The sequence below is a fragment of the Sinorhizobium kostiense genome, from assembly GCF_017874595.1.
Classification (GTDB): Bacteria; Pseudomonadota; Alphaproteobacteria; order Rhizobiales; family Rhizobiaceae; genus Sinorhizobium; species Sinorhizobium kostiense.
In genome coordinates this window covers 130,671-155,773 of sequence record NZ_JAGILA010000008.1, presented here as the reverse complement: position 1 = coordinate 155,773, position 25,103 = coordinate 130,671, and the positions used below count along the sequence as shown (strand labels likewise).

General features: G+C 62.4%; 28 protein-coding genes. 18 read left to right on the top strand and 10 right to left on the bottom strand.

Annotated elements, in window-relative coordinates; all coding sequences use genetic code 11:
• Nucleotides 1–139 precede the first annotated feature (139 nt).
• The 8 genes from J2Z31_RS24220 to J2Z31_RS24185 all read left to right on the top strand — a co-directional run bounded on the left by J2Z31_RS24220 (nt 140) and on the right by J2Z31_RS24185 (nt 7,166).
• Entirely contained in the window at nt 140–664 is a 525-nt protein-coding gene (locus J2Z31_RS24220) for a hypothetical protein (protein ID WP_209605468.1), read from the top strand.
• A 177-nt stretch (nt 665–841) separates the two neighbouring features.
• Nucleotides 842–1,078 (top strand): hypothetical protein, encoded by a 237-nt coding sequence (locus J2Z31_RS24215; protein ID WP_209605466.1) that lies wholly within the window; start codon nt 842–844, stop codon nt 1,076–1,078.
• A 171-nt stretch (nt 1,079–1,249) separates the two neighbouring features.
• Nucleotides 1,250–1,909 (top strand): GntR family transcriptional regulator, encoded by a 660-nt coding sequence (locus tag J2Z31_RS24210; RefSeq protein ID WP_209605464.1) that lies wholly within the window; start codon nt 1,250–1,252, stop codon nt 1,907–1,909.
• 209 nt (nt 1,910–2,118) lie between these two features.
• On the top strand, nt 2,119–3,138 hold the full coding sequence (bioB, locus tag J2Z31_RS24205; protein WP_209605462.1) for a biotin synthase BioB: 1,020 nt from the start codon (nt 2,119–2,121) through the stop codon (nt 3,136–3,138).
• Nucleotides 3,135–4,280: an 8-amino-7-oxononanoate synthase gene (locus J2Z31_RS24200; protein WP_209605460.1), complete on the top strand. Its 1,146-nt coding sequence runs from the start codon at nt 3,135–3,137 to the stop codon at nt 4,278–4,280. Before bioB ends, J2Z31_RS24200 begins: the two co-directional genes overlap by 4 nt.
• The gene (bioD, locus tag J2Z31_RS24195) at nt 4,277–4,915 is read left to right on the top strand and encodes a dethiobiotin synthase (RefSeq protein ID WP_209605458.1); all 639 of its coding nucleotides are present in this window, start codon (nt 4,277–4,279) and stop codon (nt 4,913–4,915) included. Before J2Z31_RS24200 ends, bioD begins: the two co-directional genes overlap by 4 nt.
• On the top strand, nt 4,912–6,180 hold the full coding sequence (locus J2Z31_RS24190) for an adenosylmethionine--8-amino-7-oxononanoate transaminase (RefSeq protein WP_209605456.1): 1,269 nt from the start codon (nt 4,912–4,914) through the stop codon (nt 6,178–6,180). The genes bioD and J2Z31_RS24190 overlap by 4 nt, the downstream gene beginning before the upstream one ends.
• Nucleotides 6,177–7,166, top strand: a complete 990-nt coding sequence (locus J2Z31_RS24185; protein WP_209605454.1) for a beta-ketoacyl-ACP synthase III — start codon at nt 6,177–6,179, stop codon at nt 7,164–7,166. The genes J2Z31_RS24190 and J2Z31_RS24185 overlap by 4 nt, the downstream gene beginning before the upstream one ends.
• Nucleotides 7,167–7,312: 146 nt before the next feature.
• Here J2Z31_RS24185 and J2Z31_RS24180 read toward each other — a convergent pair whose 3' ends face one another.
• Nucleotides 7,313–7,672, bottom strand: coding sequence for a VOC family protein (locus J2Z31_RS24180; protein WP_209605452.1), 360 nt, complete (start codon nt 7,670–7,672; stop codon nt 7,313–7,315).
• 167 nt (nt 7,673–7,839) lie between these two features.
• Nucleotides 7,840–10,029: an OmpA family protein gene (locus J2Z31_RS24175; protein WP_209605450.1), complete on the bottom strand. Its 2,190-nt coding sequence runs from the start codon at nt 10,027–10,029 to the stop codon at nt 7,840–7,842.
• 389 nt (nt 10,030–10,418) lie between these two features.
• Here J2Z31_RS24175 and J2Z31_RS24170 point away from each other — a divergent pair, with 389 nt between their 5' ends.
• The 4 genes from J2Z31_RS24170 to J2Z31_RS24155 all read left to right on the top strand — a co-directional run bounded on the left by J2Z31_RS24170 (nt 10,419) and on the right by J2Z31_RS24155 (nt 13,452).
• On the top strand, nt 10,419–11,201 hold the full coding sequence (locus J2Z31_RS24170) for an ABC transporter substrate-binding protein (RefSeq protein ID WP_209605448.1): 783 nt from the start codon (nt 10,419–10,421) through the stop codon (nt 11,199–11,201).
• A gap of 165 nt (nt 11,202–11,366) precedes the next feature.
• Nucleotides 11,367–12,170 (top strand): ABC transporter permease, encoded by an 804-nt coding sequence (locus J2Z31_RS24165; RefSeq protein ID WP_209605446.1) that lies wholly within the window; start codon nt 11,367–11,369, stop codon nt 12,168–12,170.
• Nucleotides 12,167–12,997: an ABC transporter permease gene (locus J2Z31_RS24160; RefSeq protein ID WP_209605444.1), complete on the top strand. Its 831-nt coding sequence runs from the start codon at nt 12,167–12,169 to the stop codon at nt 12,995–12,997. Before J2Z31_RS24165 ends, J2Z31_RS24160 begins: the two co-directional genes overlap by 4 nt.
• 188 nt (nt 12,998–13,185) lie before the next feature.
• Nucleotides 13,186–13,452, top strand: a complete 267-nt coding sequence (locus J2Z31_RS24155; RefSeq protein WP_209605442.1) for an usg protein — start codon at nt 13,186–13,188, stop codon at nt 13,450–13,452.
• Nucleotides 13,453–13,485: 33 nt separating this feature from the next.
• On the opposite strand, the gene J2Z31_RS24150 is transcribed toward J2Z31_RS24155, so the two are convergent.
• Nucleotides 13,486–14,211, bottom strand: a complete 726-nt coding sequence (locus tag J2Z31_RS24150; RefSeq protein WP_209605440.1) for a DUF2270 domain-containing protein — start codon at nt 14,209–14,211, stop codon at nt 13,486–13,488.
• A gap of 276 nt (nt 14,212–14,487) precedes the next feature.
• Between J2Z31_RS24150 and J2Z31_RS24145 the strand changes: the two genes are divergently transcribed.
• On the top strand, nt 14,488–15,315 hold the full coding sequence (locus J2Z31_RS24145) for a methyltransferase domain-containing protein (RefSeq protein WP_209605438.1): 828 nt from the start codon (nt 14,488–14,490) through the stop codon (nt 15,313–15,315).
• Nucleotides 15,316–15,491: 176 nt separating this feature from the next.
• Nucleotides 15,492–16,313, top strand: a complete 822-nt coding sequence (locus tag J2Z31_RS24140; protein ID WP_209605437.1) for a hypothetical protein — start codon at nt 15,492–15,494, stop codon at nt 16,311–16,313.
• A gap of 112 nt (nt 16,314–16,425) precedes the next feature.
• Here the strand turns inward: J2Z31_RS24140 and J2Z31_RS24135 are convergent, their stop codons facing one another.
• Together J2Z31_RS24135 and J2Z31_RS24130 are read right to left on the bottom strand one after the other, a co-directional pair.
• Complete coding sequence (locus J2Z31_RS24135) at nt 16,426–16,776, bottom strand: VOC family protein (RefSeq protein ID WP_209605435.1); 351 nt, start codon at nt 16,774–16,776, stop codon at nt 16,426–16,428.
• 95 nt (nt 16,777–16,871) lie between these two features.
• Nucleotides 16,872–17,345, bottom strand: a complete 474-nt coding sequence (locus J2Z31_RS24130; protein ID WP_209605433.1) for a VOC family protein — start codon at nt 17,343–17,345, stop codon at nt 16,872–16,874.
• 158 nt (nt 17,346–17,503) lie between these two features.
• Here J2Z31_RS24130 and J2Z31_RS24125 point away from each other — a divergent pair, with 158 nt between their 5' ends.
• A complete protein-coding gene (locus J2Z31_RS24125; protein WP_328243642.1) occupies nt 17,504–18,391 on the top strand; it encodes an NAD(P)-dependent oxidoreductase in 888 nt (295 codons plus the stop codon).
• Nucleotides 18,388–19,113 (top strand): DNA alkylation repair protein, encoded by a 726-nt coding sequence (locus J2Z31_RS24120; protein WP_209605429.1) that lies wholly within the window; start codon nt 18,388–18,390, stop codon nt 19,111–19,113. Before J2Z31_RS24125 ends, J2Z31_RS24120 begins: the two co-directional genes overlap by 4 nt.
• Here J2Z31_RS24120 and J2Z31_RS24115 read toward each other — a convergent pair.
• The 3 genes from J2Z31_RS24115 to J2Z31_RS24105 all read right to left on the bottom strand — a co-directional run bounded on the left by J2Z31_RS24115 (nt 19,082) and on the right by J2Z31_RS24105 (nt 20,985).
• Complete coding sequence (locus J2Z31_RS24115) at nt 19,082–19,570, bottom strand: Lrp/AsnC family transcriptional regulator (RefSeq protein ID WP_209605427.1); 489 nt, start codon at nt 19,568–19,570, stop codon at nt 19,082–19,084. The two genes, J2Z31_RS24120 and J2Z31_RS24115, sit on opposite strands and share 32 nt — an antisense overlap.
• Before the next feature lie 64 nt (nt 19,571–19,634).
• Nucleotides 19,635–20,306 (bottom strand): uracil-DNA glycosylase family protein, encoded by a 672-nt coding sequence (locus J2Z31_RS24110; protein WP_209605425.1) that lies wholly within the window; start codon nt 20,304–20,306, stop codon nt 19,635–19,637.
• Entirely contained in the window at nt 20,263–20,985 is a 723-nt protein-coding gene (locus J2Z31_RS24105; protein ID WP_209605423.1) for a thermonuclease family protein, read from the bottom strand. The genes J2Z31_RS24110 and J2Z31_RS24105 overlap by 44 nt, the downstream gene beginning before the upstream one ends.
• Nucleotides 20,986–21,184: 199 nt before the next feature.
• Between J2Z31_RS24105 and J2Z31_RS24100 the strand changes: the two genes are divergently transcribed.
• Entirely contained in the window at nt 21,185–22,720 is a 1,536-nt protein-coding gene (locus J2Z31_RS24100; protein WP_209605421.1) for a sensor histidine kinase, read from the top strand.
• 148 nt (nt 22,721–22,868) lie between these two features.
• A complete protein-coding gene (locus J2Z31_RS24095) occupies nt 22,869–23,357 on the top strand; it encodes a GNAT family N-acetyltransferase (RefSeq protein ID WP_209605418.1) in 489 nt (162 codons plus the stop codon).
• Between the two features lie 123 nt (nt 23,358–23,480).
• Here the strand turns inward: J2Z31_RS24095 and J2Z31_RS24090 are convergent, their stop codons facing one another.
• Complete coding sequence (locus J2Z31_RS24090) at nt 23,481–23,894, bottom strand: diacylglycerol kinase (protein WP_209605416.1); 414 nt, start codon at nt 23,892–23,894, stop codon at nt 23,481–23,483.
• A 175-nt stretch (nt 23,895–24,069) separates the two neighbouring features.
• Nucleotides 24,070–25,086 (bottom strand): nicotinate-nucleotide--dimethylbenzimidazole phosphoribosyltransferase, encoded by a 1,017-nt coding sequence (gene cobT / locus J2Z31_RS24085; RefSeq protein ID WP_209605414.1) that lies wholly within the window; start codon nt 25,084–25,086, stop codon nt 24,070–24,072.
• Nucleotides 25,087–25,103: the final 17 nt, after the last annotated feature.

Below are 25,103 nucleotides of genomic sequence, written 5' to 3'. Positions count from 1 at the left end.
AGGCGCCCCTGCCCCCGGGGCGGGAAGTTTCCGAGCGCTCAATTCCCCGTGAGTCCAGCCCGTGGGCGGGAACAGTCGAGCCGCTCGGTCCGTTCCTTTCGATCATAGAAATTCACGGGCCCGAAAGGGAGTGATAGCCATGGCTTATCGGGAATACATCCACACGCCAGTGACATCGCGCGACATGCGGTGGGGTCTTCAGCAGGGTGCCATCGCAGGCATAGTCGCGGGCATCGTTTTCGCTGCCTTCGAAATGATCGTCAGCGCGTCGATGATGGGAGCCGACGCTTTCTTTATGCCACTTCGAATGATCGGCGCCATCGCGCTCGGACCGGAGGCACTCGATCCGGGCTATTCGCTCGTGACGGCCGGCATCGCCGGCGTCGTAGTACACTTCGTACTCGCGATCATCTACGGAATAATCTTCGGTGAAATCGCAGCGATGCTGCGGGGTCCTGTTGCCTTTATCGCAGCGGGTAGCCTCTTCGGGCTCGCGCTCTGGCTGATCAACTTCTATGTAATCGCACCGATCCTATTCCCCTGGTTCCTGGAATCGAGTCCGCTGGTGCAGTTCATCGCCCATACCTTCTTCTTCGGATCGGTGCTCGGCTACTATCTATGGAAGTCGCACCAGAGAAGCGGGTTGGAAGAACCGGTGCTTTAGTCGTACCGCTGGCAATTGCTCATCGGCAGCACGACCCATTTCGGTAAGACATGGGGACATCGGCGCAGCCGACGAGGTCCGGCTCGGCAATTGTCGAGGACCGGGCTTGAGCCGGAACGACAACGGAACCTATCGCTGTTCGCGAGGTTGGTCCGACCGAACAGGAGGAATACAGCCATGGCCAGATGCGACCAGTGCGGTAACGACTACGATAAGACCTTCCGGGTGAATCTGGGGAATGATACCTACACCTTCGATAGCTTCGAATGTGCGATCCAGAAACTTGCTCCGACATGCCCGCATTGCGGCGTCCGGATCATCGGGCATGGAGTGGAGCAGGGCGACATCATCTACTGCTGTGCTCATTGCGCCGAACAGGAGGGAGCTGACGCTCTCACCGATCGCGCGCCTTGAGGCCTGCCCGCCTTCAGGGGCGATCCGAACCACCGCGGCGGCATGCCCGTGAAGGAACGCGTCACCCGTCACGGTTATCACAACCGTGTGGGGATCAAAATCGTTGCGAGTATCGGCGGCAATGCTTTTAACCGGCTCGACACCGAGCCCGGCGCAAATTATCTATAAAACATGTCCGCGACGAACGAAGACACGATAGCCAACCGCATCTGCCGCATTCTCGCGGAACGGATCGTGACGGGTGAACTGGAGCCCGGAGCCAAGCTTCGGCAGGATCACATCGCCGAGGAATTCGGAACCAGCCATGTGCCGGTACGCGAGGCCTTCCGCAGGCTCGAAGCGCAGGGACTGGCCGTGAGCGAGCCCCGCCGCGGTGTGCGGGTCGCCTCGTTCAGTCTCGAAGAAGTCCGCGAGGTTGCCGAGATGCGGGCAGCACTCGAAGTTTTGGCGCTGCGCCATGCGGCGCCGCATCTGACCCCGTCGATCCTCAATCAAGCGGAGGAAGCCACCGTCGAAGCGGACAATGCCCGGGACGTGCGCTCCTGGGAGGGGGCGAATCGCCGCTTCCATCGCTTGCTTCTGACACCTTGCGGCATGCCGCGCCTGCTAGCCGCGATCGATGACCTGCATGCGGTCAGCGCCCGGTTCCTGTTTGCAACCTGGCGGTCGGACTGGGAGGTCCGGCCTGACCACGACCACCGGGCGATTCTCGCTTTCCTTCGCCAAGGCCGGACCGAGAACGCAGCAGCCGTGCTGGAGCGCCATGTCCAGAGGATCGGGCAAAAACCGGTGAAAAACGCATCCGGCGGCGCCTTTGCGATCGTCGGCTGATTGCTTCCGCTAAGCATTGCTTTTGCAGCATTTTCCGGTTCCGAGCGGACGGTCGCCAGGGCTCGCCGCTCGATGCAATTTCCCGCTGAGATTGCGCAGTGGCGCCAGTTCGCCGAATAGATGGTTGCGCCCTCGTCCCTGCGACGAAATTATAGATAATATCTGAATCTATCTATATAGATCGTGCAGACAGAGGGAGAATTCTGGATATGCTGGATGTACACGCCTCACGGACAGCAAGCTCACTCCAAACCGGCGCTGCCGCGGGGCGTTGGACGATCGGCGATGCTAGAAAAATCTATAATCTGCCGTTTAACGATCTTCTCTTCCGCGCCCAGTCCGTCCATCGTGCGCATTTTGATCCAAACGCCATACAGATGAGCCGGCTCCTGTCGATCAAGACCGGCGGCTGCGCGGAGGATTGCGGCTATTGCAGCCAGTCGGCCCATTACCCGACCGGGCTCAAGGCGTCGAAGCTGATGGAGGTCGAGCGGGTCGTTGCAGAGGCCCAGAAGGCCAAGGACGGCGGCGCGACGCGCTATTGCATGGGGGCCGCCTGGCGCAGCCCGAAGGAGCGCGACATGGAGACGATCGTCGCCATGGTTGAGGGCGTCAAGGCGCTTGGCATGGAGACCTGCATGACCCTCGGCATGCTGACGCCGACGCAATCGGAGCGGCTGGCGAATGCCGGCCTCGACTACTACAACCACAATATAGATACGTCTGAGCGCTTCTACAGCGAGGTCATCACCACCCGGACCTTCGCCGACCGGCTGGAGACCCTCGCCAATGTGCGCGAGGCGGGGATCAAGGTCTGTGCCGGCGGCATACTGGGCATGGGCGAGGCGATCGACGATCGTATCTCCATGCTGGTGACGCTCGCCAATCTTCCGGCCGCTCCGGAAAGCGTACCGATCAATATGCTGATCCCCATCCCCGGATCGAAGCTCGCGGATCAGCCGCCGGTCGATCCGATCGATTTCGTCCGCACGATCGCGCTCGCCCGGATCCTGATGCCGCAATCCCATGTCCGACTCTCGGCCGGCCGCACGGAAATGAGCGATGAGATGCAGGCGTTCTGTTTCTTTGCCGGCGCCAATTCCATCTTCGTCGGCGAGATGCTGCTGACCGCCGACAATCCCGGCGAGGATCATGACTCGGCGCTGTTTCGCCGCCTCGGACTAAAGCCGATGGCGTTGCAGGCGGTGCAACCGGAGCCGGCCGAATGACGCTGGACGCGCTCGAGCGTTACGAGAGGACGCTCGCCGGGCTTGAGCGCAAGGGACGGCGCCGGGCGCTCGCGCCGCAGCATGGGCTCGATTTCACCTCGAACGATTACCTGGCGCTTGCCCAGTCGCCACGCCTCAAAACTGCGATTGCCGCGGCGCTCGAACGCGGCGTGCCGGTCGGCGCCGGCGGATCGCGGCTCTTGCGCGGCAACCATCCGGAGCATGAGGCGCTGGAGGCGGAGGCGGCGGAATTCTTCGGCACGGACCGGGCGCTCTTCTTTGGCAGCGGCTATGCTGCCAATGTCGCGCTGTTTTCGAGCCTGCCGCAGCGCGAGGACCTCATCGTTCATGACGAACTGATCCATGCGAGTGCCCATGAGGGCATAGCGGCGAGCAAGGCGCCCGCGCTGGCCGTCCGGCACAACCATGCCGCTGCCTTTGCCGACGCGATCCTGAGGTGGCGCGCCGCCGGTGGAAAGGGGCATCCGTGGATCGCTGTAGAAAGCCTCTATTCGATGGACGGCGACCGGGCACCACTCGCCGAACTCGCCGCCGTCGCGGACCGGCACGGCGGCTTTCTGGTGGTCGACGAGGCACATGCGACCGGGGTTTTCGGCTCCGGCGGCCGCGGCCTTTCGGCTTCCCTGGAGGGCCGGGACAATATCGTCGTGCTGCATACCTGCGGCAAGGCGCTCGGGGTTTCGGGCGCCCTGCTCGGTGCGAACGCGATCCTTTGCGACTATCTCGTCAACCGCGCGCGCGGCTTCATCTATTCGACTGCACCATCGCCCTTGACCGCCGCGGCGGTTCGCGAGTCGTTGAAAATACTCGCGGACGAGCCGCAACGCCGAACGGCTTTCGACGAGCTCGGGACCTTCGCCAATGAGGCGCTTGCCGCAACGCTCGGCATCAAGGGCAGCGGTTCGCAGATCCTGCCGGTGATGATCGGTGACAATAGCCGGGCAGTGAGAATCGCGGCGCGGCTTCGCCGGGAAGGCTTCGATATCCGGCCGATCCGTCCGCCGACGGTGCCTGAAGGCACGGCGCGGCTTAGGATCGCGATCACGCTGCACGTCGATCGGCGGGCGATCGCCGAGATGCTGGAGAGCCTGAAGGTGGCGATTTCGGAGGAGCGGCCATGACGCTTCGCCTGGTGGTCACCGGCACCGATACCGGCCTCGGCAAGACGGTCTTCGCCGCAGCACTCGTCGATGCGCTTTCAGGCTACTATTGGAAGCCGGTGCAGTCCGGCCTCGAGGATGCAACAGACAGCGAAACCGTGGGGCGGCTCGCGCAGATCGCACCCGACCGCCTTCTGCCGGAGGCCTACAGACTTACAACCCCCGCATCGCCGCATCTCTCTGCCAGGCTCGACGGCGTCACGATCCTGCCCGACGATCTTTCACCGCCTGAGACCGATGCGCCGCTCGTCATCGAGGGCGCCGGCGGGCTCATGGTGCCGCTGACGGAAAAGACCATCTTTGCCGATGTCTTCGCGCGCTGGCGGATTCCCGTCGTCCTCTGCGCCCGCACCGGACTCGGAACGATCAATCACACGCTGCTGTCGCTCGAAGCGCTGCGCGCCCGCTCGATTCCGGTTCTCGGCGTCGCCTTCATCGGCGACGAGCAGCGGGACACGCAAAGCACCATCGCGGCGCTCGGACAGGTCCGCGTGCTCGGTCGGGTCCCACGGCTCGAGCCGCTTGAGCCGGACGCTCTGCGGCAAGCTTTTCGCGTGAACTTCGACGTCGATTGCTTTAGCGAGGTACCCGCGTGAGAAGGTCTCCTGTATGGCACCCCTTTACCCAGCACGCGCTTGAAACACCAATGAAGCGGGTCGCTGGCACCGAGGGCGCCCACCTCATCGATGAAGACGGCGCGCGGATCCTCGATGCGATCTCCTCCTGGTGGGTGATCACCCACGGCCACCGGCACCCGGCCATCATGGAGGCGATCCGGCGCGCCTCGGAAACCTATGACCAGATCATCTTCGCCGAATATACCCATGCGCCGGCCGAGGAGCTTGCCGCCGGGCTGATCGGGATCACACCGGCTGGCCTCAAGCACGTGTTCTATTCCGACAGCGGCTCGACCGCGGTTGAAGTCGCACTGAAAATGGCGCTCGGCTTCTTCCACAATATCGGCGCCCCGCGTAGCCGCGTCTGCGTGCTGGAGCACGGCTACCATGGCGATACCATCGGCACGATGTCGGCCGGCGAACGCGGCGTCTTCAATGCGGCCTACGAACCGCTTCTCTTCGCCGTCGACCGGCTGCCATTTCCGGAGCCCGGGCGCGAGCAACAGACGCTCGACACTTTCGCGGCATCTTGCGCGTCCGGCCGTGTGGCGGCACTGCTCATCGAACCGCTGGTGCTCGGCGCCGGCGGAATGAAAATCTATCCGCCCGCCGTGCTCACCGAACTGAAGCGGATCGCCGAGCGCCACGGCAGCCTCTTCATCGCCGATGAGGTGATGACCGGATGGGGCCGGACGGGTACGCGCTTCGCCTGCGAACAGGCCGGGCTCACGCCTGACATCCTTTGTACCTCGAAGGGGCTTACAGGCGGCGCGCTGCCGCTGGCTGCGACCCTCTGCACCGCCGATATATTCGATGCGCATTTTTCGGCCGATCGCCGCCGGACGTTCTTTCATTCGAGCTCCTACACGGCCAACCCCATCGCCTGCGCAGCCGCCCTCGCCAATCTCGGCATCTGGGCGACGGAGGCGGTGGGAACACGCATCGAGGCGCTTGCGGCGAAGCAGCGGAGCCGGCTGCGACGCTTCGAAGGCGACCCGCGCTTCTGCAACATTCGCCAGGCCGGCACCATCGCCGCCCTCGATCTTGCCGTGCCGGTCGGCGGCTATCTTTCGGAGGTCGGCCCGCGGCTTCGGACATTCTTCCGCGAGCGCAAGCTCCTCATCCGGCCGCTCGGCAATGTCATTTATCTGATGCCGCCCTATTGCGTCACCGAAGCCGACCTCGACCGCGCTTATGACGCAATCGACGAGGCGGCGTCGGCCTTCGCGGCGGGGCGGCTATGAGCACCGTCCGATCATCCCGCCTTGCCGGATTCGGCCATTACGTGCCGAACCGGCGCGTCGCAAATGCCGAGATCGAAACCAGGCTCGGCCTCGAACCCGGCTGGATCGAGCGGCGGACCGGGATCCGCGCGCGTCGCTGGGTAGAGGCGGGAGACACGCTGACGGGACTTGCGTCAAGAGCCGGAGAAGCGGCGCTTCAGGACGCAGGCATTCCGCGCGGCGATGTGGCTTTGACGCTGCTTGCGACCTCGACGCCCGACCACCTGCTGCCTCCGTCCGCGCCGCTGCTCGCCCACCGGCTCGGGCTTGCCAATTCCGGCGCGATCGATCTTGCCGGCGCATGCTCGGGCTTTCTTTACGCGCTGACACTTGCCGATGGCTTCGTGCGCACCCAGGGGAAACCGGTCCTTGTCGTTGCCGCCAATATCCTCAGCCGCCGGATCAATCCGGCGGAAAGGGCGAGTGCCGTGCTCTTTGCCGATGCAGCCGGCTCGGTGGTCGTCGCGCCCTGCGACGATCTGGGCAAGGGTGTGATCGGCGTCGATCTGGCATCGGACGGGAGCGGCTACGACCTGATAACGATTCCAGCCGGCGGCAGCACCCGGCCGTTTGCGCCTGGCATGGCGGCGGCGGACGTCCTGATGACCATGCGCGACGGCCAGGACGTCTTCGTTCGCGCCGTGGAGATGATGACGGCCTGCGCAAGACGTGCGCTCGCAGATGCCGGCCTTTGCTCCGGGGACGTTTGCCGGTTCCTGCCGCACCAGGCCAATATCCGGATCTTAGACGCGGTTTGCGGCAGTCTCGGCATCGAGTCATCGAAGGCGGTGCGCATCATCGAGGAGCACGGCAACTCATCGGCAGCGACAATTCCGCTATCGCTCTCGCTGGCAAACGAAGCGAAACCCTTCCGGCCCGGGGAAAAGCTTTTGCTGACGGCAGCCGGAGCGGGGATGACCGGTGGGGCTGTGCTCCTCGGCATCTAGCGTACCCGATTTTCGGAAAGCTCGATGCGCAAATTCAAAGAGTTACAGCGACCTTTGCGCGTCTGAAAAGACGCGCTGCGCTGTAAGCGACTCGTCGAAATCGGACCTCAGCTCCGGTGTTCGAGCATTGATGGCGGAGTTCGCTATCAGCCCTTCGTCGGCTCCCAGAGCTCGACCGGATTGCCTTCGGGATCGTGAATGCGGGCAAAGCGACCGACTTCCGAGTTCCACTCGGCCCGAGTTTCCACCGCAATCCCGCTTGCCCTCAGGCTTGCCACGAGCCCATCGAGATCATCGACGCGGAAGTTGATCATCCACTGCTGTTCTGCCTGTCCAAAATAGTCGGTATTCTCGGAGAACGGCCCAAAAATTGTTGCTCCAGCCTCTTGGAACCATACGGACTTGTGCAGGTCGTCAATCCCAAGATGCTTCTCGTACCATTCGGCGAGCCCAGCCGGGTCCGCCGCCCTGAAGAACACACCACCGATTCCAACGACCTTAGGCATGGGATTCTCCTTCCCTCTCCCGCAGGCAATCGCGGCAACTTCTATCCCTCCCCTGCGGATCATCGGCGCACGGGCGGGTAAAAAAAGCGGGACCGGCTGTGCGGCCCCGATCTCATGAACGGGCGGTGAGCGGTGCGAAACGACCGCACCGCTCTATTTTCAGCTGCTTACCGCTGCGCCACTGGCCGCACCAGCGGTGTCACGCGGCGTATGGTGACGCGTCGGTTCTCCTGCTCCGCCTCCTGCGTGCGGATCTTCAGGAAGCGCTCGCCGTAGCCCTGGGTCACCAGGTTTTCCGGCGGGATGCCGTAGACCTCGGAGAGCAACGAAGCGACGGAGTCTGCGCGACGGTCCGACAAGAGCAGGTTGGAGCGGTCCGAGCCAACGGCATCCGTGTGGCCTTCGATGAAGAAGGTTTCGCCCGGGTCCTTGTCGAGGACCTTCGCCATCGCGTCCGCCACCTTGCGCAAGGTCTTTGCCTGCGACATCGATACTTCGGCACTGCCCGTGGCAAAGGTGATGGTGTCGAGGTCGATGCGGCGGACCTTGTCGCGAAGGCGAGCCGAATGACGGACCTCGTCGATCGTGTAGACCCGTTCGACCCGCTCCACCGGCGGCTCGGACAGGAACTCGTAGTAGTCCAGATCCGGTTCTTCGGCGTAATCGACAATATATTCGTCAACCGGAATGTTCAGCCGCATCGGCGGCAGTTCGTATCCGACATCGACGATCGTCGGGCGCCGACGTTCTTCTTCATACTCCGGCGCATAGATCAGCACATATTCGGTGCCTTCGCGATCAATGCGGGTTCGCTGCAGGATACCGCCGTAACGGTCGTAGATCGTAACGATGCGGTAACCGCCCGGTCGGACGATGGTCTCACGGTAGCGGTCCCGCGGCAGTTCCTCGTAAAAGGTCTCCTCCGCGTCGTGCCTAAGGCGCGGCCGGTCGTCGCCTCGAACGAAGATGCGATCACCGGCCTCGAGGATGACGCGGTTTTCGGTCTGTTCGACGACCCTCACTTCCGTGACGTTGGTCGTCGTCGTGTTGTTTACGGTCGTGTTGTTTACGGTCGTGTTGTTGATGACGGTGTTGTTGACGATGTTCGTGGTTTCCGGAACGGCGAACTCCGGAGCTTCCTCGACCCGCTCACCCTCTTCGCTAAGCGCTGCCTCGATCTTCTGCGGCAGTGCCTCCCTGACCTCGGCCGGAATTTCCGCCTGGGCAGCGGCGTCGTCACTGGGCGGCTCTACGGCTTCTTCCTTCGCCCGGAGCTCCTCGCGCTGCTGGCGACGGATTTCCCGTGCGCGGTCGCCACCGAAATTGTCCGCGTCCTTGTCGCTGTCGAGCACGGCTGCGCCCCGTTCGACCGGGAGCACCACGGTCTCATCGGTGGCTGCCGGGTCCTCGGCGATCTTCTGCTTTTCTTCGACCGTGCGCTCGTCGACGACTTCCGCAGCGGGCTCACCCTCGGGCTGCTCACCCTCGGCAGTGGCAGGCTCTTCGCCTTCTGGCTGAGGCTGCTCTTCGGCTTCGCCTGTCTGCTCAGTCGGCACATCTGCCGGCTCTTCTTCGGCAGCACGCTGCTGTTCTTCCTCGGCCTGGGGCTGCTGCTCTTCCTCGGCAGCACGCTGCTGTTCTTCCTCGGCCTGGGGCTGCTGCTCTTCTTCCGCAGCACGCTGCTGTTCTTCCTCGGCCTGGCGCTGCTTTTCTTCCTCGGCAGCACGCTGCTGTTCTTCCTCGGCCTGGCGCTGCTTTTCTTCCTCGGCAGCACGCTGCAGTTCTTCCTCGGCCTGGCGCTGCTTTTCTTCCTCGGCAGCACGCTGCTGTTCTTCCTCGGCCTGGCGCTGCTTTTCTTCCTCGGCGGCACGCTGCTGTTCTTCCTCGGCCTGGCGCTGCTTTTCTTCCTCGGCGGCGCGCTGCTGCTCTTCCTCGGCCTGGCGCTGCTTTTCTTCCTCGGCGGCGCGCTGCTGCTCTTCCTCGGCCTGGCGCTGCTTTTCTTCCTCGGCAGCACGCTGCTGCTCTTCCTCGGCCTGGCGCTGCTTTTCTTCCTCGGCGGCGCGCTGCTGCTCTTCCTCGGCCTGGCGCTGCTGCTCTTCCTCGGCGGCGCGCTGCTGCTCTTCCTCTGCCTGGCGCTGCTGTTCTTCCTCGGCGCCCTGCTGCTCTTCCTCGGCCTGGCGTTGCTCCTGCTGGCGCTTCTTCAGCAGCAGCAGTTCCTCAGGCGAGAGCTCTTCGCCACCCTCCTGCGCCACTTCGAAAGGCGCGTTCAAGCGATCGGCGAGCGCCGGCTGGGCCGCAAGAGACGCCGCGAAAACCGGCAGGGCCACAGTTGCGAAAAGTTTGGATCGAATCGACATTCTCTTTCTTCCTCCTGGTCCCGGCACGTTGTCGCGCCCGGCGCCCCCGTCGCATTGCGCATCGGCACAGCGCATCGTTTCGGGGCAATGATCCGCGGTTCCGACTTTTTGCGTCGGTCGGAACTTTCGCAGCCGCAACGCGGCAGCCACGGATCGGTTCCGCTTCAGGCCTATCGGAGGCGACATTAACCGTGCCTGAACGGGCCATTCACAAACAATAAGGGTGCGAAAAGTCCTAAACAGCTTTTGCTGGTAGCGACGACGCTTTGCAGTTGATTTTTGTAGGAAAACAGTACGAATATCGCCACAACCAGCGGCGCTCGCCGCGGGTATACTTGGTATCCGCGAACAAGAAAAAATCCGGATGCCGGCCAAAAGAGAGGATCATCATGCGTATTTCCAGACGGCTGGCAGCCGCCGCATCGGCTGCCGTTTTCGCGTTCATGGCAGGCTCGGCCATGGCGCAAGGCGAGAAGCTCGTTATCGGCACGGAAGGCGCTTACCCGCCCTTCAACAATCTCGAGGCCGATGGCACTTTGACGGGCTTCGACATCGACATTGCCAAGGCGCTCTGCGAGGAAATGAAGGTCGAGTGCACCTTCGTGACGCAGGAGTGGGACGGCGCCATTCCGGCGCTGATCGCCAAGAAGTTCGACGCGTTCATCGCGTCCATGTCGATCACAGAGGAGCGCAAGGAGAAGGTCGACTTCACAAAGAAATACTACAACACGCCACCGGCGATCGCCGTGCCGAAGGATTCCCCGATAACCGAGGCGACCGAAGCGGCACTCGAGGGCAAGATGCTCGGCGCGCAGAGCTCCACCACCCACTCGAATTATGCCGAGGCGCATATGAAGGGTGCGGAACTGAAGCTCTATCCGACCGCCGATGAATACAAGCTCGACCTCGCCAATGGCCGCATCGATGCAGCGATCGACGACGTCGTCGTGCTTTCGGAATGGCTGAAGACCGAGGACGGCGCCTGCTGCAAGCTGCTCGGCACGCTGCCGATCGATCCGGTCATCAATGGTGAAGGAGCCGGCATCGCGCTTCGCAAGGGCGAAGACGAGCTGCGAGAGAAGTTCAACAAGGCGATCGACGCCATTCGCGCTAACGGCAAGTACCAGGAAATCAACGAAAAATACTTCCCGTTCGACGTCTACGGCAGCTAATAGCCGCGATTCCCGCTACCATTCGTAGGTTATACCGGCAAATTCTCGGTTCATGAAGAAAATGCAACGGCGGATGGCTTGCCCTTCCGCCGTTTTTGCTTGACAAGAAAACGCAAGAATAGGCGTCGTCGGCGTCCATAAGAACATAAAGGGGAATCTACCGGCATGAGCGGGCTGTTTGCCGCCATCTATTCCGGTCTTGCCTGGGTCGTTTCGATCATCGATCCGTTTTGCGGGCCGGTCGGCGTATTTCGGTTATTCGGTTCCGACACGCTGCTGGCATGCGGCGATACCGGCTGGGGCGATGAGGTCGCCTACGGCTTCCTGGTCACCGCCAGTCTGGCGATCGCCACCCTCCCCATCGGGCTGACGGTCGGCTTTTTCGTGGCGCTCGCGAAACAATCCGAGGAACGATCGCTGCGGCTTGCCGCCAATATATACACGACGATTTTCCGCGGCCTGCCCGAGCTCCTGACGCTCTTCATCGTCTATTACGGTCTGCAGATCCTCGTGCAGCAATTCCTTGCCACGATCGGCTATGAGGGACCGGTCGAGATCAACGCCTTCGTCGCCGGCATGATTGCACTCGGTGTGGTCTTTTCCGCCTATTGCTCCGAAGTGCTGCTCTCAGCCTTCAAGGCCATTCCCCACGGCCAATACGAGGCGGGCGATGCGCTCGGTCTCCATCGTGGCGCAACGATGCGGCTCATCATCCTGCCGCAGCTCATCCGCATCGCGCTTCCCGGACTCGGCAATCTCTGGATGGCATTGCTCAAGGACACCGCGCTCGTCTCGGTGGTCGGCTTGCCCGACATCCTCCGCCAGACTGGCGTTGCAGCCCGCGTCACCAAGCAAGCCTTCGAATTCTTCGGCCTTGCCTGCATCCTCTTCCTGATCCTGGCGATGATTTCGTCCGTCGCCTTTTCGGCAATCGAGCGCCGGACCAAACGCGCGGAGATGGGCCGATGAGCATTGCCGAGACAATGATCCCGCCGCAGGCCCCGCCCCCGGCACCACCGAAGCCCTACACGCTATCGCGCTTCTTCGGCAGCGTTGCGCTCGGCGTCTGGCTGGCGCTTGCCGTCGGCATCTTCTTCACCGTCGTCGGCGGCTGGGACGCGGAGAAATTTTCCCGCTACGGACCGAGTTTCCTCTCGGGCCTCGGCGTGACGCTGGCACTCGTCAGCTCATCGATCCTGCTTGGCGCCGTGCTGTCGTTGCCGGTTGCGCTCGGGCGCATGTCGAAACACAGGCTCTGGTCCTGGCTTGCCTATGCCTATGTCTATTTCTTCCGTGGCACGCCGCTGATCACGCAGCTCTTCCTCGTCTACTACGGTCTCGGCAGCTTCCGTCCGCAGCTCGAGACGGTCGGCCTCTGGTGGTTCTTCCGTGACGCCTGGAACTGCGCGCTCTTCACGTTCACGCTGAATACCGCCGCCTACCAGGCCGAAATCCTGCGCGGGGCTATCGAAAGCGTGCCGCGCGGCCAGCATGAGGGCGCGGCCGCGCTTGGCCTGCCGAAACACATCGCCTTTTTCAAGGTGATCCTGCCGCAGGCGATGATCGTGGCCTTACGCCCTTACGGCAACGAGATCGTCCTGATGATCAAGGGCTCGGCAATCGTCGCGATCGTCACCGTCTTCGATCTGATGGGAGAAACGCGTCGCGCCTTCTCCCGCACCTTCGACTACCAGATGTATATCTGGGCGGCCGCGCTGTACCTTCTGATGGTAGAGCTCCTGCGCAATATCTGGGGCTGGCTCGAAGCACGGCTGACACGTCATTTGAAGCGCTGAGAGGATCGAGAAAGTCCCGCGGTCGCGCCGTGCCCACCACCGGGTTCCTGGCAGCACTCCCTTAGACCTGCTGCTAAACCCTTGATTTTTTATGTTTATTCTCGCGATCTGGACTAGTATTAGGCCTTGATTAAGAAATCAAGCGCTCCATCATAGAGACCAGCCTTTCATGAAAAGTGAGGTCCTTGATGACGAACGACATGCAACTGCAGCTCAAGGGTTACGGCCTGACGACGGCCCATATCTTGTATCGAATGCCCGACCATCCGGCTCTTCTGCAGACCTATATCTGGCAGCATTACGACATCGCTCCGGACTTTCCGGAGATGCGAAGCTTCCTCAAGTTCTGGCAGGAACAGCTCGACGGGCCGCTCCACTCCGTACGATACGTCCACCGCAAACTGATTTCGGCCAGCGAGTGGCGGGCGCTGAAAGGAGAATTCATTCTTCATTGAGCGTTCAGCGCCGGCGCGTCGCGGCTGCTCCAGTCAGACATGCACTTGGCCGTGGGCCAGCTCGCCCTCATGCTCCTCCCGGCGGAACGAGCCGTAGAGTACGAGACCATAAAAGAACGCAACCAGGATCAGCACGATCCAGCCCGGCAAAGGGCCGAGGGCCGTATTTGCGACGAGGTCGCTCCAGGAGCGGACGGGGCCCAGGAACTCGCCGGCCATGGACATCTTGGGCGAGGTGATTTTCAGCCCCCAAGCCAGGAGCAGGATCAAGTACATCCAGCAGTAATTGCGCTGCAACCGTCGGCAGACCGCATCCTTGTAGCTCATCAGGAAAACCGGCTTGCGCAGGCTCGCGGCGATCGACGTCGACCACTTGGCACTCGGCGCGCCATCCGGCGAGAGAACCTGTGCGAAATAGCCGCGCTCCAGTTGGCGCACGCGCGCCCGGTAGACGTCGAAGAAGCGGTAACGCCTCGCTTCGATCAACAACAGCAACGTGATCAGCAGCATGGCAAAGAGCAGCACGCCATGGTGCGACGTGGGCGTCGACAGGGAAACGGAAAGCATCGCCGCGACGACTGTGATCGCCCAGTTCGAAGTCCGGTCAATCCGGTCCCGCCAACCCGCCATCCGTCCCATCTCACCGCGATAATAATGGACGATCGTATTGATCGTCTCCTGTGACGATTGCGGCAGCGGCGGTCCGTGCTCCTCCGGCAGCGCCGTTTCCAATGTCAGCGGGCTGAGTTCAGAAGCCATCGGCGTTCCTCCCGGTAATTCACTGTTTTCACGATGATGACTCTATTCCCGGCGAGGATAAATCCCGGACTACCGCGCTTCGTCACTTTTTGATCAGCCGATGAGTGTCTCCATTTTTGTGAGCGCATGGAAACGCGGCGTGAGATCGGCATCGAATGCGCTGGACGCTTAAGCGTTGCTGTATTGGAGACACCGCAGATCCCCCAAGAATCTTCCCGAGCGTCGTCCAATTCGACGGCGATTGCCAAAGGCGGCCCGCAGTCGTAAGAAGCGACCATGACGCAGAAGAGCAGGAAGATCGACGAGGAAGCCCTGGCGGAAGCCTATAACCGCGCCCTCGCTTTGGAAAAGGCCGGCAATTTCGATGCCGCCGCCGCCGCATACCGGGAAGTACTGGAACTCGATCCCGAGGACCATGGAGGAGCCACTGTCCGGCTTGCTTCCATGGGGCGCGGCGATACGCCGATCAAGGCTCCGGATGCCTATGTGCAGACGCTCTTCGACCAGCACGCCGAAGTCTTCGACAATGTTCTTGTCGATCAGCTCGATTATTGCGTGCCCCTCCTCGTTCGCCAGCGCATCCAGGCGCTTGAGCTCGGTCCTTTCAGGAGAGTGCTCGATCTTGGCTGCGGTACGGGGCTCACCGGCGGCGCCTTGCGCGACATGGCCGAGGATATTACCGGCGTCGACCTTTCCGAGAATATGGTCGAGATCGCCCATGAGAAGGATCTCTACGAGACGCTTTACGTTGCGGAAGCCGTCGACTTTCTCGACGACAATGACGACGAGCCTTTCGACCTGATCGTCGCGACGGATGTCCTGCCCTATATGGGCGCCTTGGAAGCGCTATTCTTTGGCGCCGTCGACAATCTCATCCCGGGCGGCCTGCTGATCTTTTCCAGCGAAACGCTACCCGAGGAAGACTTTGCGGGGCGCTCCTACATCGTCGGTCCGCATCAACGCTTCGCCCATTCGGAGGCTTATCTAAGAGACCGCCTCACTGCGACCGGATTCGAGATCGCCGAGATCGGCGACATAACGGTCCGCATGGAAGAAGGTGCACCGATCGCCGGCCAACTGGTCATCGCGCGCTTCAAGCCCTGATTTCGTTCCGGCGACGTTCTGCAAGCGTCATCGCCAACGCCTCATTTGCCCGCACTTGCCTGCGGTCTCTTCGTAAAATCGGCACAATCGCGAGTTGGTAAATTCGGCTCGCGTTCAGCTTGCATTAACCATGCGCAGCTAGGGTCCAGACGGGATTTTAACGGAGATGGGGCCCCGTGTTTCGAACGACCACTTTAGCACTGCTGTTTTTATCGAGTTCCAACATCGCGTTGTCTGCTGACGTGGATGGGCCGCTTCCCGGTTTGGGCGCCTATCACGAGCCGGTAGTTGAAGTCGCCTCTGGCGGCCTCTCCGGATATGTCGAGGGATCCTACGCGAACAGCGTCGACGACGTCGATGCCGACGCCTGGGAACTGAGAGGCGCGATCAATGTCGATGCCGGTTCCGGCATGAACCTGCAGGTCGATCTCGGCTACGAGCGCGCCGGAATCGGCGACCTCGACATCGACAAATATGACGGTGCGCTCCACGGATATTACCGGGACAGCCTCTTTGCCGCCGGCGCCTTCTTCGCAGCATCCCGATATGATGTCGGCCTGACCGAGGACATCAAGGATTATATGGGTGGCGTCGAGGGCGCCCTCTTCCAGGACACCTGGACCATCGTGGGCGCGGCAGGCTACGGCCAAACCGAGCTGGGCGGTCTGGACGCTGATCACTATATGGGCGCCCTCGGCGCTCGCTGGTACGCGACCGACAATGTGCGATTGGATATCGACGGCAAGCTCGATCACATCACCGATGCTGGAGAAGACCTCGACATCCACAGCCTCAAGCTCACCGCGAACTATCGACCCGAGCAATGGCCGGCCACGCTGTTTGCGGGGTACAAGTACACGAATGTCGATTTGGCGGACACTCTCTCCGGCGACAGCAACGCCATTTTCGGCGGCCTCCGCTTCTCCTATGGCTCCGGCAGCCTCAAGGAAGAGGAGCGCCTTGGCCCCATCTGGTCAAACCGCAGCGTGTCGTTCTGAGAGCCAAGGCGTCGCACTGGACGAACGTCATTGGGTTTGACGGATGCTCATTCGCTATCACGCTCTGCCGCGGGTTTTGTCGGCAGAGCGTTGGACGTTCTCCGACGCCTGCTTAGCTGTGCATCAGTATGTTGATCAGTCGCCCAAACGGGTCGCGCACATAGAAGCGGCGCACCCCCCAGGGTTCATCGGCGGGGCCGTATTCGATTGCGACCCCGGCCTCCTTCATGCGCTGCAAGGCGGCGTCGAGATCATCGACTTCGATCGAAAGGTCGGGAACCGGCGTGCCGGAGCCGCCTTCGGACGCAATGCTGATCTGTACGCTCATCTTCTGGGATGACCCGTAGGTCCTGATCCAGCCGTGATCCATCAGAACATCGAGGCCGAGGATATCTCGATAGAAGCGCTCGGCTGCCCGAACATCCTCGGCCGCAATGATAGCCATGATGCGTTTGACCTGCATCGATCAGGCCTCCGCGTATGGGTCGGCAAAGGGCGGCTTAGGCGGCATCCCAGCTCGCTCGCAATAGCCCAATAGTTGATGACGTCGGGCGCCTATCATCCGCGCCGCGCCGCTTCGATCGCGGCGACGTCGATCTTCCTCATGGTCATCATCGCCTCGAAGGCGCGCTTTGCCTCGCCGCCGCCGGCCGCCAGCGCCTCAGTTAGCACGCGCGGCGTGATTTGCCAGGAAATCCCCCATTTGTCCTTGCACCAGCCGCACGCGCTCTCCTGGCCGCCATTGCCGACGATGGCGTTCCAGTAGCGGTCGGTCTCCTCCTGATCGTCGGTGGCGATCTGGAACGAAAAGGCTTCATTGTGCTTGAAGGCGGAACCGCCGTTCAGCCCGAGACACGGAATGCCCGCCACTGTGAATTCGACCGTCAATACGTCGCCCTCTTTGCCGGCCGGGTAGTCACCGGGTGCACGGTACACGGCACTCACCACACTGTCGGGAAAGATCTCGGAGTAGAAGCGAGCGGCAGCCTCGGCGTCCTTGTCGTACCAGAGGCAAATCGTATTCTTTGCCATCGCCATTCCTTTCGCTCTGAAGCCATCCAGCCTTATTCCCCCTGGCCACCCTCCGAAATAGGTGGCCAATCGTTTTTCGCCACCCCGGAACGTCTGAATCGGTTCCGATTCAAGGAACCATGCAGTAGGGTCGACGCCCGTGAATCTTGTTCGAAGCAATCTGGAGTCAGCAGAAAATGGCCAAAGTCGCATTCCTCGGTCTCGGCGTCATGGGCTACCCCATGGCCGGACATCTCAAGCTCCGCGGCGGACATGAGGTGACGGTCTACAATCGCACCGCCGCAAAGGCGGAACGTTGGGCAGCCGAATTCGGCGGACGCGCGGTGGCGACCCCGGCCGAAGCCGCGACGGGTCAGGAGTTCGTTTTCGCCTGCGTCGGCAATGACGACGACCTCCGGTCGGTCACCACCGGGCCGAATGGCGCCTTCGAGACGATCGAAGCCGGTGCGATCTTCATCGACAACACGACCGCCTCCGCCGAAGTCGCCCGCGAGCTCTATGCTGCCGCCCGCGCCAAGAGCGCTGATTTCATCGACGCGCCGGTCTCCGGTGGCCAGGCGGGCGCCGAAAACGGCGTGCTCACGGTGATGTGCGGCGGCGATGCCGACGCGTTCGAGAAGGCGAAGCCGGTCATCGAGGCCTATGCCCGCATGGTCGGCCTGATGGGCCCGGTGGGCGCCGGCCAACTCACCAAGATGATCAACCAGATCTGCATCGCCGGCCTGGTCCAAGGCCTCGCCGAGGGCATCCATTTCGGCAAGCGGGCTGGGCTCGACATCGAGAAGGTGATCGAGGTCATTTCCAAGGGGGCGGCCGGTTCCTGGCAGATGGAGAACCGCTACAAGACCATGAATGCCGGCAAATACGATTTCGGCTTCGCCGTCGATTGGATGCGCAAGGATCTCGATATCGTTCTCGCCGAAGCCCGGAGCAACGGCGCCAAGCTTCCCGTCACGGCGCTCGTCGACCAGTTCTACGCGGATGTGCAGGCACTCGGCGGCAATCGCTGGGATACGTCGTCACTGCTTGCCCGCCTGGAAAAATGACGCTTACGTCGGCGTCCTCGGCCGAGGAGATCATCGACTATTTGCGCGCCACCGGTTCCGAAGAGAATGTCGCCGGCATGGCGCGCTTCGCCATCGAAACCGGGACGGCGCTCGGTGTTTCGAACGTCGCGCTCCGTCGTATAGCCCGGCAGGTGGATAAAGATCACGCCCGCGCAGACGAGCTCTGGCGATCCGGCATCCGCGAAGCGCGCATCCTCGCCGTTTTTACCGCCGATCCGAAAAACATGGCTCTTCCCGAAGCGCGCCGATGGGCCGGTGACTGCAACTCATGGGAAGTCGTCGACACGCTTGCCGACCTTCTCGTCGCCGCCCGTCTGGAGCAGGTGCTGATCCCTGAATTTGCGGCCGACGAGCGCGAATTCGTCCGCCGCATCGCCTTCGCGATGGTCGCAACTGCCGCCGTCCATCTCAAGAGCGAGCCAGACTCCACGATCCTCTCGTGGCTGCCCCTGATCGAGGCGCATGCCTCCGACGAGCGCAACTTCGTCAGGAAGGCGGTCAATTGGGCCCTGAGGCAAATCGGCAAGCGCAGCGCCGATTGTCATGAGGCCGCCCTGGCGCTCGCCGAAAAGCTGGCCGAAAGCAACGATCGCACGGCCCGTTGGATCGGAAAGGATGCCGTCCGGGAACTGGCGAGTGGAAAGGTCCGCCGACGGCTACTCGACAGACCTATTCCTCGCCCGACTTCGCCTGATCGATGACCATGTAGTCGAGCGGCAGCTGCGTCGTGTACTTGATCTGCTCCATGGCAAAAGCGGAGGAAACGTCGCGGATCTCGATCTTCGCGATCAGCCGCTTGTAGAAGGCATCATAGGCGGCGATATCCGGAACGACCACGCGCAGGAGGTAGTCGACGTCGCCGCTCATCCGATAGAATTCCACCACCTCCGGAAAGTCGGCGACGACCTCGGAAAAGCGGCGCAGCCATTCCATCGAGTGGGCATTGGTGCGGACCGAAACGAACACCGTCACCTTCGTGTTGACCTTCACCGGGTCGAGCAGCGCGACGCGGCGGCGGATGACGCCATCTTCTTCCATCTTCTGGATGCGCCGCCAGCACGGCGTCGTCGAAAGGCCGACCTTCTTTGCGAGGTCGGCGACGGCCAGAGTCGAGTCTTCCTGCAACAGGCGCAGGATCTTACGGTCCAGACGATCCATGAAACATCCTCTCGAATATTTTTCCTTCTATAGCGCGGAATTGGTGAAGATAAAGAAAATTGTTTCACGAGAGCAGCGTCTTTACCCGCTCGCGCAGAACGGGCAGCAAGTCCGTCTCGAACCAGGGATTCCTGCGCAGCCACCCGGTGTTGCGCCAGCTCGGGTGCGGCAGGGGCAGCACGGCCGTGCCGCTGTTGCGCTTCAAATAGCGCTGCCAGTTGCGGACAGTTTCGGTCATCGATTTCGGGCAGTCCGGTCCCAGATGCCAGCGCTGCGCATAGTGGCCGACCGCGAGCACCAGTTCGATCTGCGGCATCTCATCCATGACGCGCTGGCGCCATCGCGGCGCACATTCTCTCCTCGGCGGCAGATCGCTGCCGTGACTGTCGTAGCCCGGAAAGCAGAAGCCCATTGGGGCAATCGCGAAATTATGCGGGTCGTAGAAGGTGGCGCGATCGACGGCGAGCCATTGGCGCAGCCGGTCGCCGGACGCGTCATTGAAAGGGAGTCCGCTCTCATGCACACGCAGGCCCGGCGCCTGCCCGGCGATCAGGATGCGCGCGGAGACGGAGAGGACTGCAACCGGTCTGGGCTCATGCGGCAACCGATGCCCGACGCCTCTCGCCGGCACGTCGCGACAGAGCCGGCAAGCCGCAATGGCCGCACGCAGTTGCCGCAGTCTGTCGTCAGCACTATCCGTCACCGATGATCCTTTCGGCCACCATGCGGACTTCATCCTCGATCCATTGCGTGATGAGCTCCAGCCAGTCGCCGGCCCGATGCGGCATTTCATCCGGCTCGCCCTTCGACCGGCGCCATTCCTGCGGCCGGACAAAGTCGCCGGCCCACAGCCCGGCCCGGCGCTGCCGCGCCGTCTCTTCCTCTGCCTGGTAAAGGCCGTAGCTGACGGCGAGGCCCGAGAGAACCATTTCGCGGCCGATGTCACGCCCGCCGCTTTCGCAGATGCCGAGCTCACGACCATAGCGGTCGCGCCCATGCAGCCGGCAATGCGTTCTCTCCCCCTCGACCAGCGTCGCCAGTCGGCGGCGCGCGTCGGCGCCGCAGTCCCAGGAACTCTCCCCGCGACGACAGCTCTGGCCGATCTCCGGCGCGTCGATGCCCTCGATCCGCACGCGCCGGCCGTCGAGCCGCAGGCTGTCGCCGTCGCTCGCCATGGCAGCGCCATGCAATTCCCCGGTGATTGGCTTCTGCGGCGGGGGAAGCTTCGAAGCGACGTAGGCGCCAATGCTCAGCACGAAGAGGAACACCCAGCCGCCGAACAGGCTCCCACGCCCTTCCGAAGGGCGGCGCCTCCACGAATAAGGACTTGTCGGCCGGCCGAAATGGAAGGGTCGTCGACGAAACGGCGGTTTCGCGCCGTCAATGATCCGAAACTTGCCGCGGCCCCACCTCAAGCAAAGACCTCATCAATCTGCATAGTACTTCTCCGGCCCTCGCCTGCAGCGAATTTTTTTGCGTCTGACAAGACCGCGAAGCAGTAAGCGGTACGAACGCAATCGCGCCACAATGGTTTTCGAATCCTTCATGGCGGGCAGCAACTTCTTAAGGATTGCATCCTAGACTGCAAGCCGAACCCAATACGCGATTCCGAGCATGAGCATCGCCGTCAGCACCTCGACCGATAAGATCATCGTCGACAAGTCGCGCAGCCATCGAAACAAGCCCGTTTCGAAGACCGTTCGTGCGACACGGCAGCGGCTGCAAACCGGCTCCTCGGCCCCTTCCGGGTTCGAGCGGGAAATGCTCCTTCTACACATCGACTCCGTTCTCAACGGAGCGATAGCACTGCCCATCCTCGTCGTCCTGATCGCCGCCACCGGCGTGTATCTGTCGGGCGACAGGAGCTTTCTGCCCTGGGCTTTGATGGCGCTCTCGGCGCATGCGGTGACGGTCTTCCTGGCACGCAAGGCAAAGCGCGAGGACATCGGGACGGAGAAGGTCTCGATCTGGCGCCACCGCTTTCTCGCCGGCCAGGTCTTGATGGGAATCTGCTGGGCCATTTTTGCAGTTCGGGAATGCGACAGCTGCCGCGATATCAGCTTCGCCCTCTTCGAAGGCACGGGACTTTTCATCGCGCTCGCGGTCACGGCCATGGGCACGTTCCTGCTGCGCAACGCGCTTCTCTGTACCTTCGCGCCCGTAATCGCCGCCCTCGGCTTCAGCTCACTCACGGGCGGCAACCCGGTCCATGTGGGGCTGACGGGCATGCTGTCGCTCTCGCTCGCTTTTCTCATGCTCATGACCGGCCGCATGAACCGCGCCAATGTACATATCCTGTCGGTCCAGTCGGAGAAGGATGACCTCATCGCCGAACTGGAAGTCGCCAAGTCGATGTCGGACGAGGCACGCCGCCGGGCGGAGGAAGCAAACCTCGCCAAGTCGCGGTTTCTCGCCTCGATGTCGCACGAGCTGCGCACCCCGCTGAATGCGATCCTCGGCTTCTCCGAGGTCATGTCGACGGAGGTGCTCGGGCCGCTCAACAATCCGACATACAAAGAGTATACGGTCGACATTCATCGCTCCGGCCAGCACCTCTTGGACCTCATCAACGAAATCCTCGATCTGTCGCGGATCGAGGCAGGGAAATACGAGCTCAGCGAAGAGGCGGTGAACCTCACCGAGATCGCCGAGGATTGCATCGGCATGGTGCAGCTTCGCGCCCGCAGCAAGGCCATCACGATCAACGAGCAGTTCGAGCAGGCGATGCCGGCCGTCTGGGCCGACGAGAAGGCGATGCGGCAGGTGACGCTGAACCTGCTATCGAACGCCGTGAAATTCACGCCCGCCGGCGGCGAGATCACCGTCAAATGCGGCTGGACCGCCGGCGGCGGCCAGTACATCTCCATCAAGGACAACGGACCCGGCATCCCGGAAGACGAAATCCCCGTCGTGCTTTCGGCCTTCGGCCAGGGCTCGATCGCGATCAAGAGCGCCGAACAGGGCACCGGTCTCGGTCTTCCGATCGTTCAAGCGATCCTTGCCAAGCACAACGGACAGTTCGTCCTGCGCTCGAAGCTGCGCGAGGGCACCGAGGCGATCGCCATCCTGCCGCCGCGCCGCGTGCTGCAGAGCTTGCCTCCGGTCGAGGATGTCCCCTCGCCCACCCGGCGGCGCAAGAGCTTTGCCTAGAGGCTTTCCCTATCGGAGCTTGGACCACACCGGCAGGCCGCCCTCGTTCAATATCTGGTTCGCCTCCGCGATCAGACCTCGTGCGCCGCAGCTTGATCGACTGAAAAGAGCCCATTTCTACCGGCCAGCGACGTGCTAAGCTTGTTGAATGACGGCGGCCAACCAATACAGTTTTCGCAAAGCGACGTTGGATGATCTGCCGTTGCTTACAGCATGGCGAGCGAACCCGCATGTCCGCGCATGGTGGGACTCAGATCAGTCGGACGATGCAGCATACTTCGCCGATCCTCGGGTAGCGCGTTGGATTGTCTCAACCGCCGAACGCCCCTTTGCGTTCATGCAGGACTATACCGTCCACGGCTGGGAAGATCACCACTTTGCCGAGCTTCCCGGGGGATCGCGGGGAATCGATCAATACATAGGAGACCCCGAAATGATCGGTGTCGGGCACGGATCAGCATTTATCGGGGCGAGAATGAAGGCTCTCTTCGATGTGGGTGTACCCGTCATCGCGACCGATCCTCACCCGGCCAATGCACGGGCGATCGCCGTCTACAAGAAACTGGGTTTCGAACCGTTCGGATCACCTCAAGAGACACGGTGGGGCTTGATTTTGCCGATGCTTGCGAGGCGGTAAGCGGCACACCCTTGCTCGCAGCTTCGTCCGCATCTGAGACATGGCCGCCGCGCACTACCTAGCCGCGCGGCATATGAGACGTACCTTTGGTAAGGATTCCGGTTACCGGTTCCAGGCGCTATGTCAGCCCAGGAACCGAGCCAGAAACACCACGTAGAAGGCGTAGGTCGCGTTCGCGAGGATCAAGCAAAGGCAGGCGAAGGATCCGAGGTCCTTGGCGTGCTTGCCCATTTGCGAGATTTCGGGAGAAACGCGGTCGACGATCTCTTCGATCGCCGTGTTGATCGCCTCGAAGGCCATCATCAGCAGGAACAGGATCGCCATCGCCACATATTGAAACAAGGTGGCGCCGGCGATGACGAAGGCGACCATGGCAATGCCGAAAGCGATGAGTTCGTGCCGAAAGGCCGCCTCGCCGATCAGCCGCTTCGCGCCGCCGAGCGAATAGCTCGCAGCGGCAAAGAGATGCCGGACGCCGGTGTGCTTGTGAACGGGGCTGGTCGGGCCGCTCCGGGGTGTGGTGTTCTTGGCGTCCATTTCGTCTCGACGAGCTTCAAAACTCTGGGGTGATCAGAACCTTCCGATTGAGGCGAATGCAAGGTGCCATTCGCCGGCCGGTGCCACTCCCCGATAGGCGAGAAGGCGGCTCGCATCAAGCTTCACCGGCGCCAGCATAACATGGCCGACGGCCAATCGACAGGAATGGCGGCCATCAGCTCTTGTTGCTGACGCCCGCTTGCGCAAAGGTCGCCATGCCGCTGTGGCATGCCGCCGCGGCCTTGACGATGCCAGCGGCAAGTGCCGCGCCCGTCCCCTCGCCGAGCCGCATGCCGAGTGCGAGCAGCGGCGTCTTGCCAAGCTTCTCGATAGCGCGGATATGGCCGGGCTCGGCCGAAACATGGCCGATCAGGCAATGGTCGAGCGCTGCCGGATTCGCGGCCTTCAGGATTGCCGCCGCAGAGGTTGCGACATAGCCGTCGATGATCACCGGCACCTTCTGCATGCGCGCTGCGAGGATGGCGCCCGCCATCGCCGCGATCTCGCGGCCGCCGAGCCGGCGCATCAGTTCGAGCGGATCGGAGAGATGGTCGCGGTGCAGTGCGACCGCCTTCTCGACCGCGGCGATCTTCCGCTCCAGCACCTCGCCCTCGGAGCCGGTGCCTGGGCCCACCCACTCCTCTGCCGTGCCGCCGTAAAGGCCGAGATTGATGGCGGCGGCGATGGTCGTATTGCCGATCCCCATCTCGCCGATGCAGAGCAGGTCCGTGCCGCCGGCGATCGCCTCCATGCCGAAGGCCATGGTTGCGGCGCAATCGCGCTCGGAAAGCGCCGCTTCCTCGGTGATATCGCCGGTCGGATATTCGAGCGCGAGATCGAAGACCTTGAGGCCGAGGTCGTGGCTGACGCAGATCTGGTTGATCGCCGCGCCGCCGGCAGCGAAATTCTCCACCATCTGCGCCGTCACCGACGAGGGAAAGGGCGTGACGCCATTCCTGGTCACGCCGTGATTGCCGGCGAAGATCGCAACGAGTGGCCGGGTGACCGCCGGAGGCCGGCCGCTCCAGGCGGCCAGCCAGAAGGCGATTTCCTCGAGGCGCCCGAGTGCGCCCGGCGGTTTCGTCAGCTGCCCATCCCGTTCGCGGGCGGCAACCAGTGCCGCCGTGTCCGGTCCGGGCAGGTTGCGCAACAACTCGCGGAAGTCATCAAACGGCAGCCCGCTGGCACTCATGGAGAATCCTTGCATAT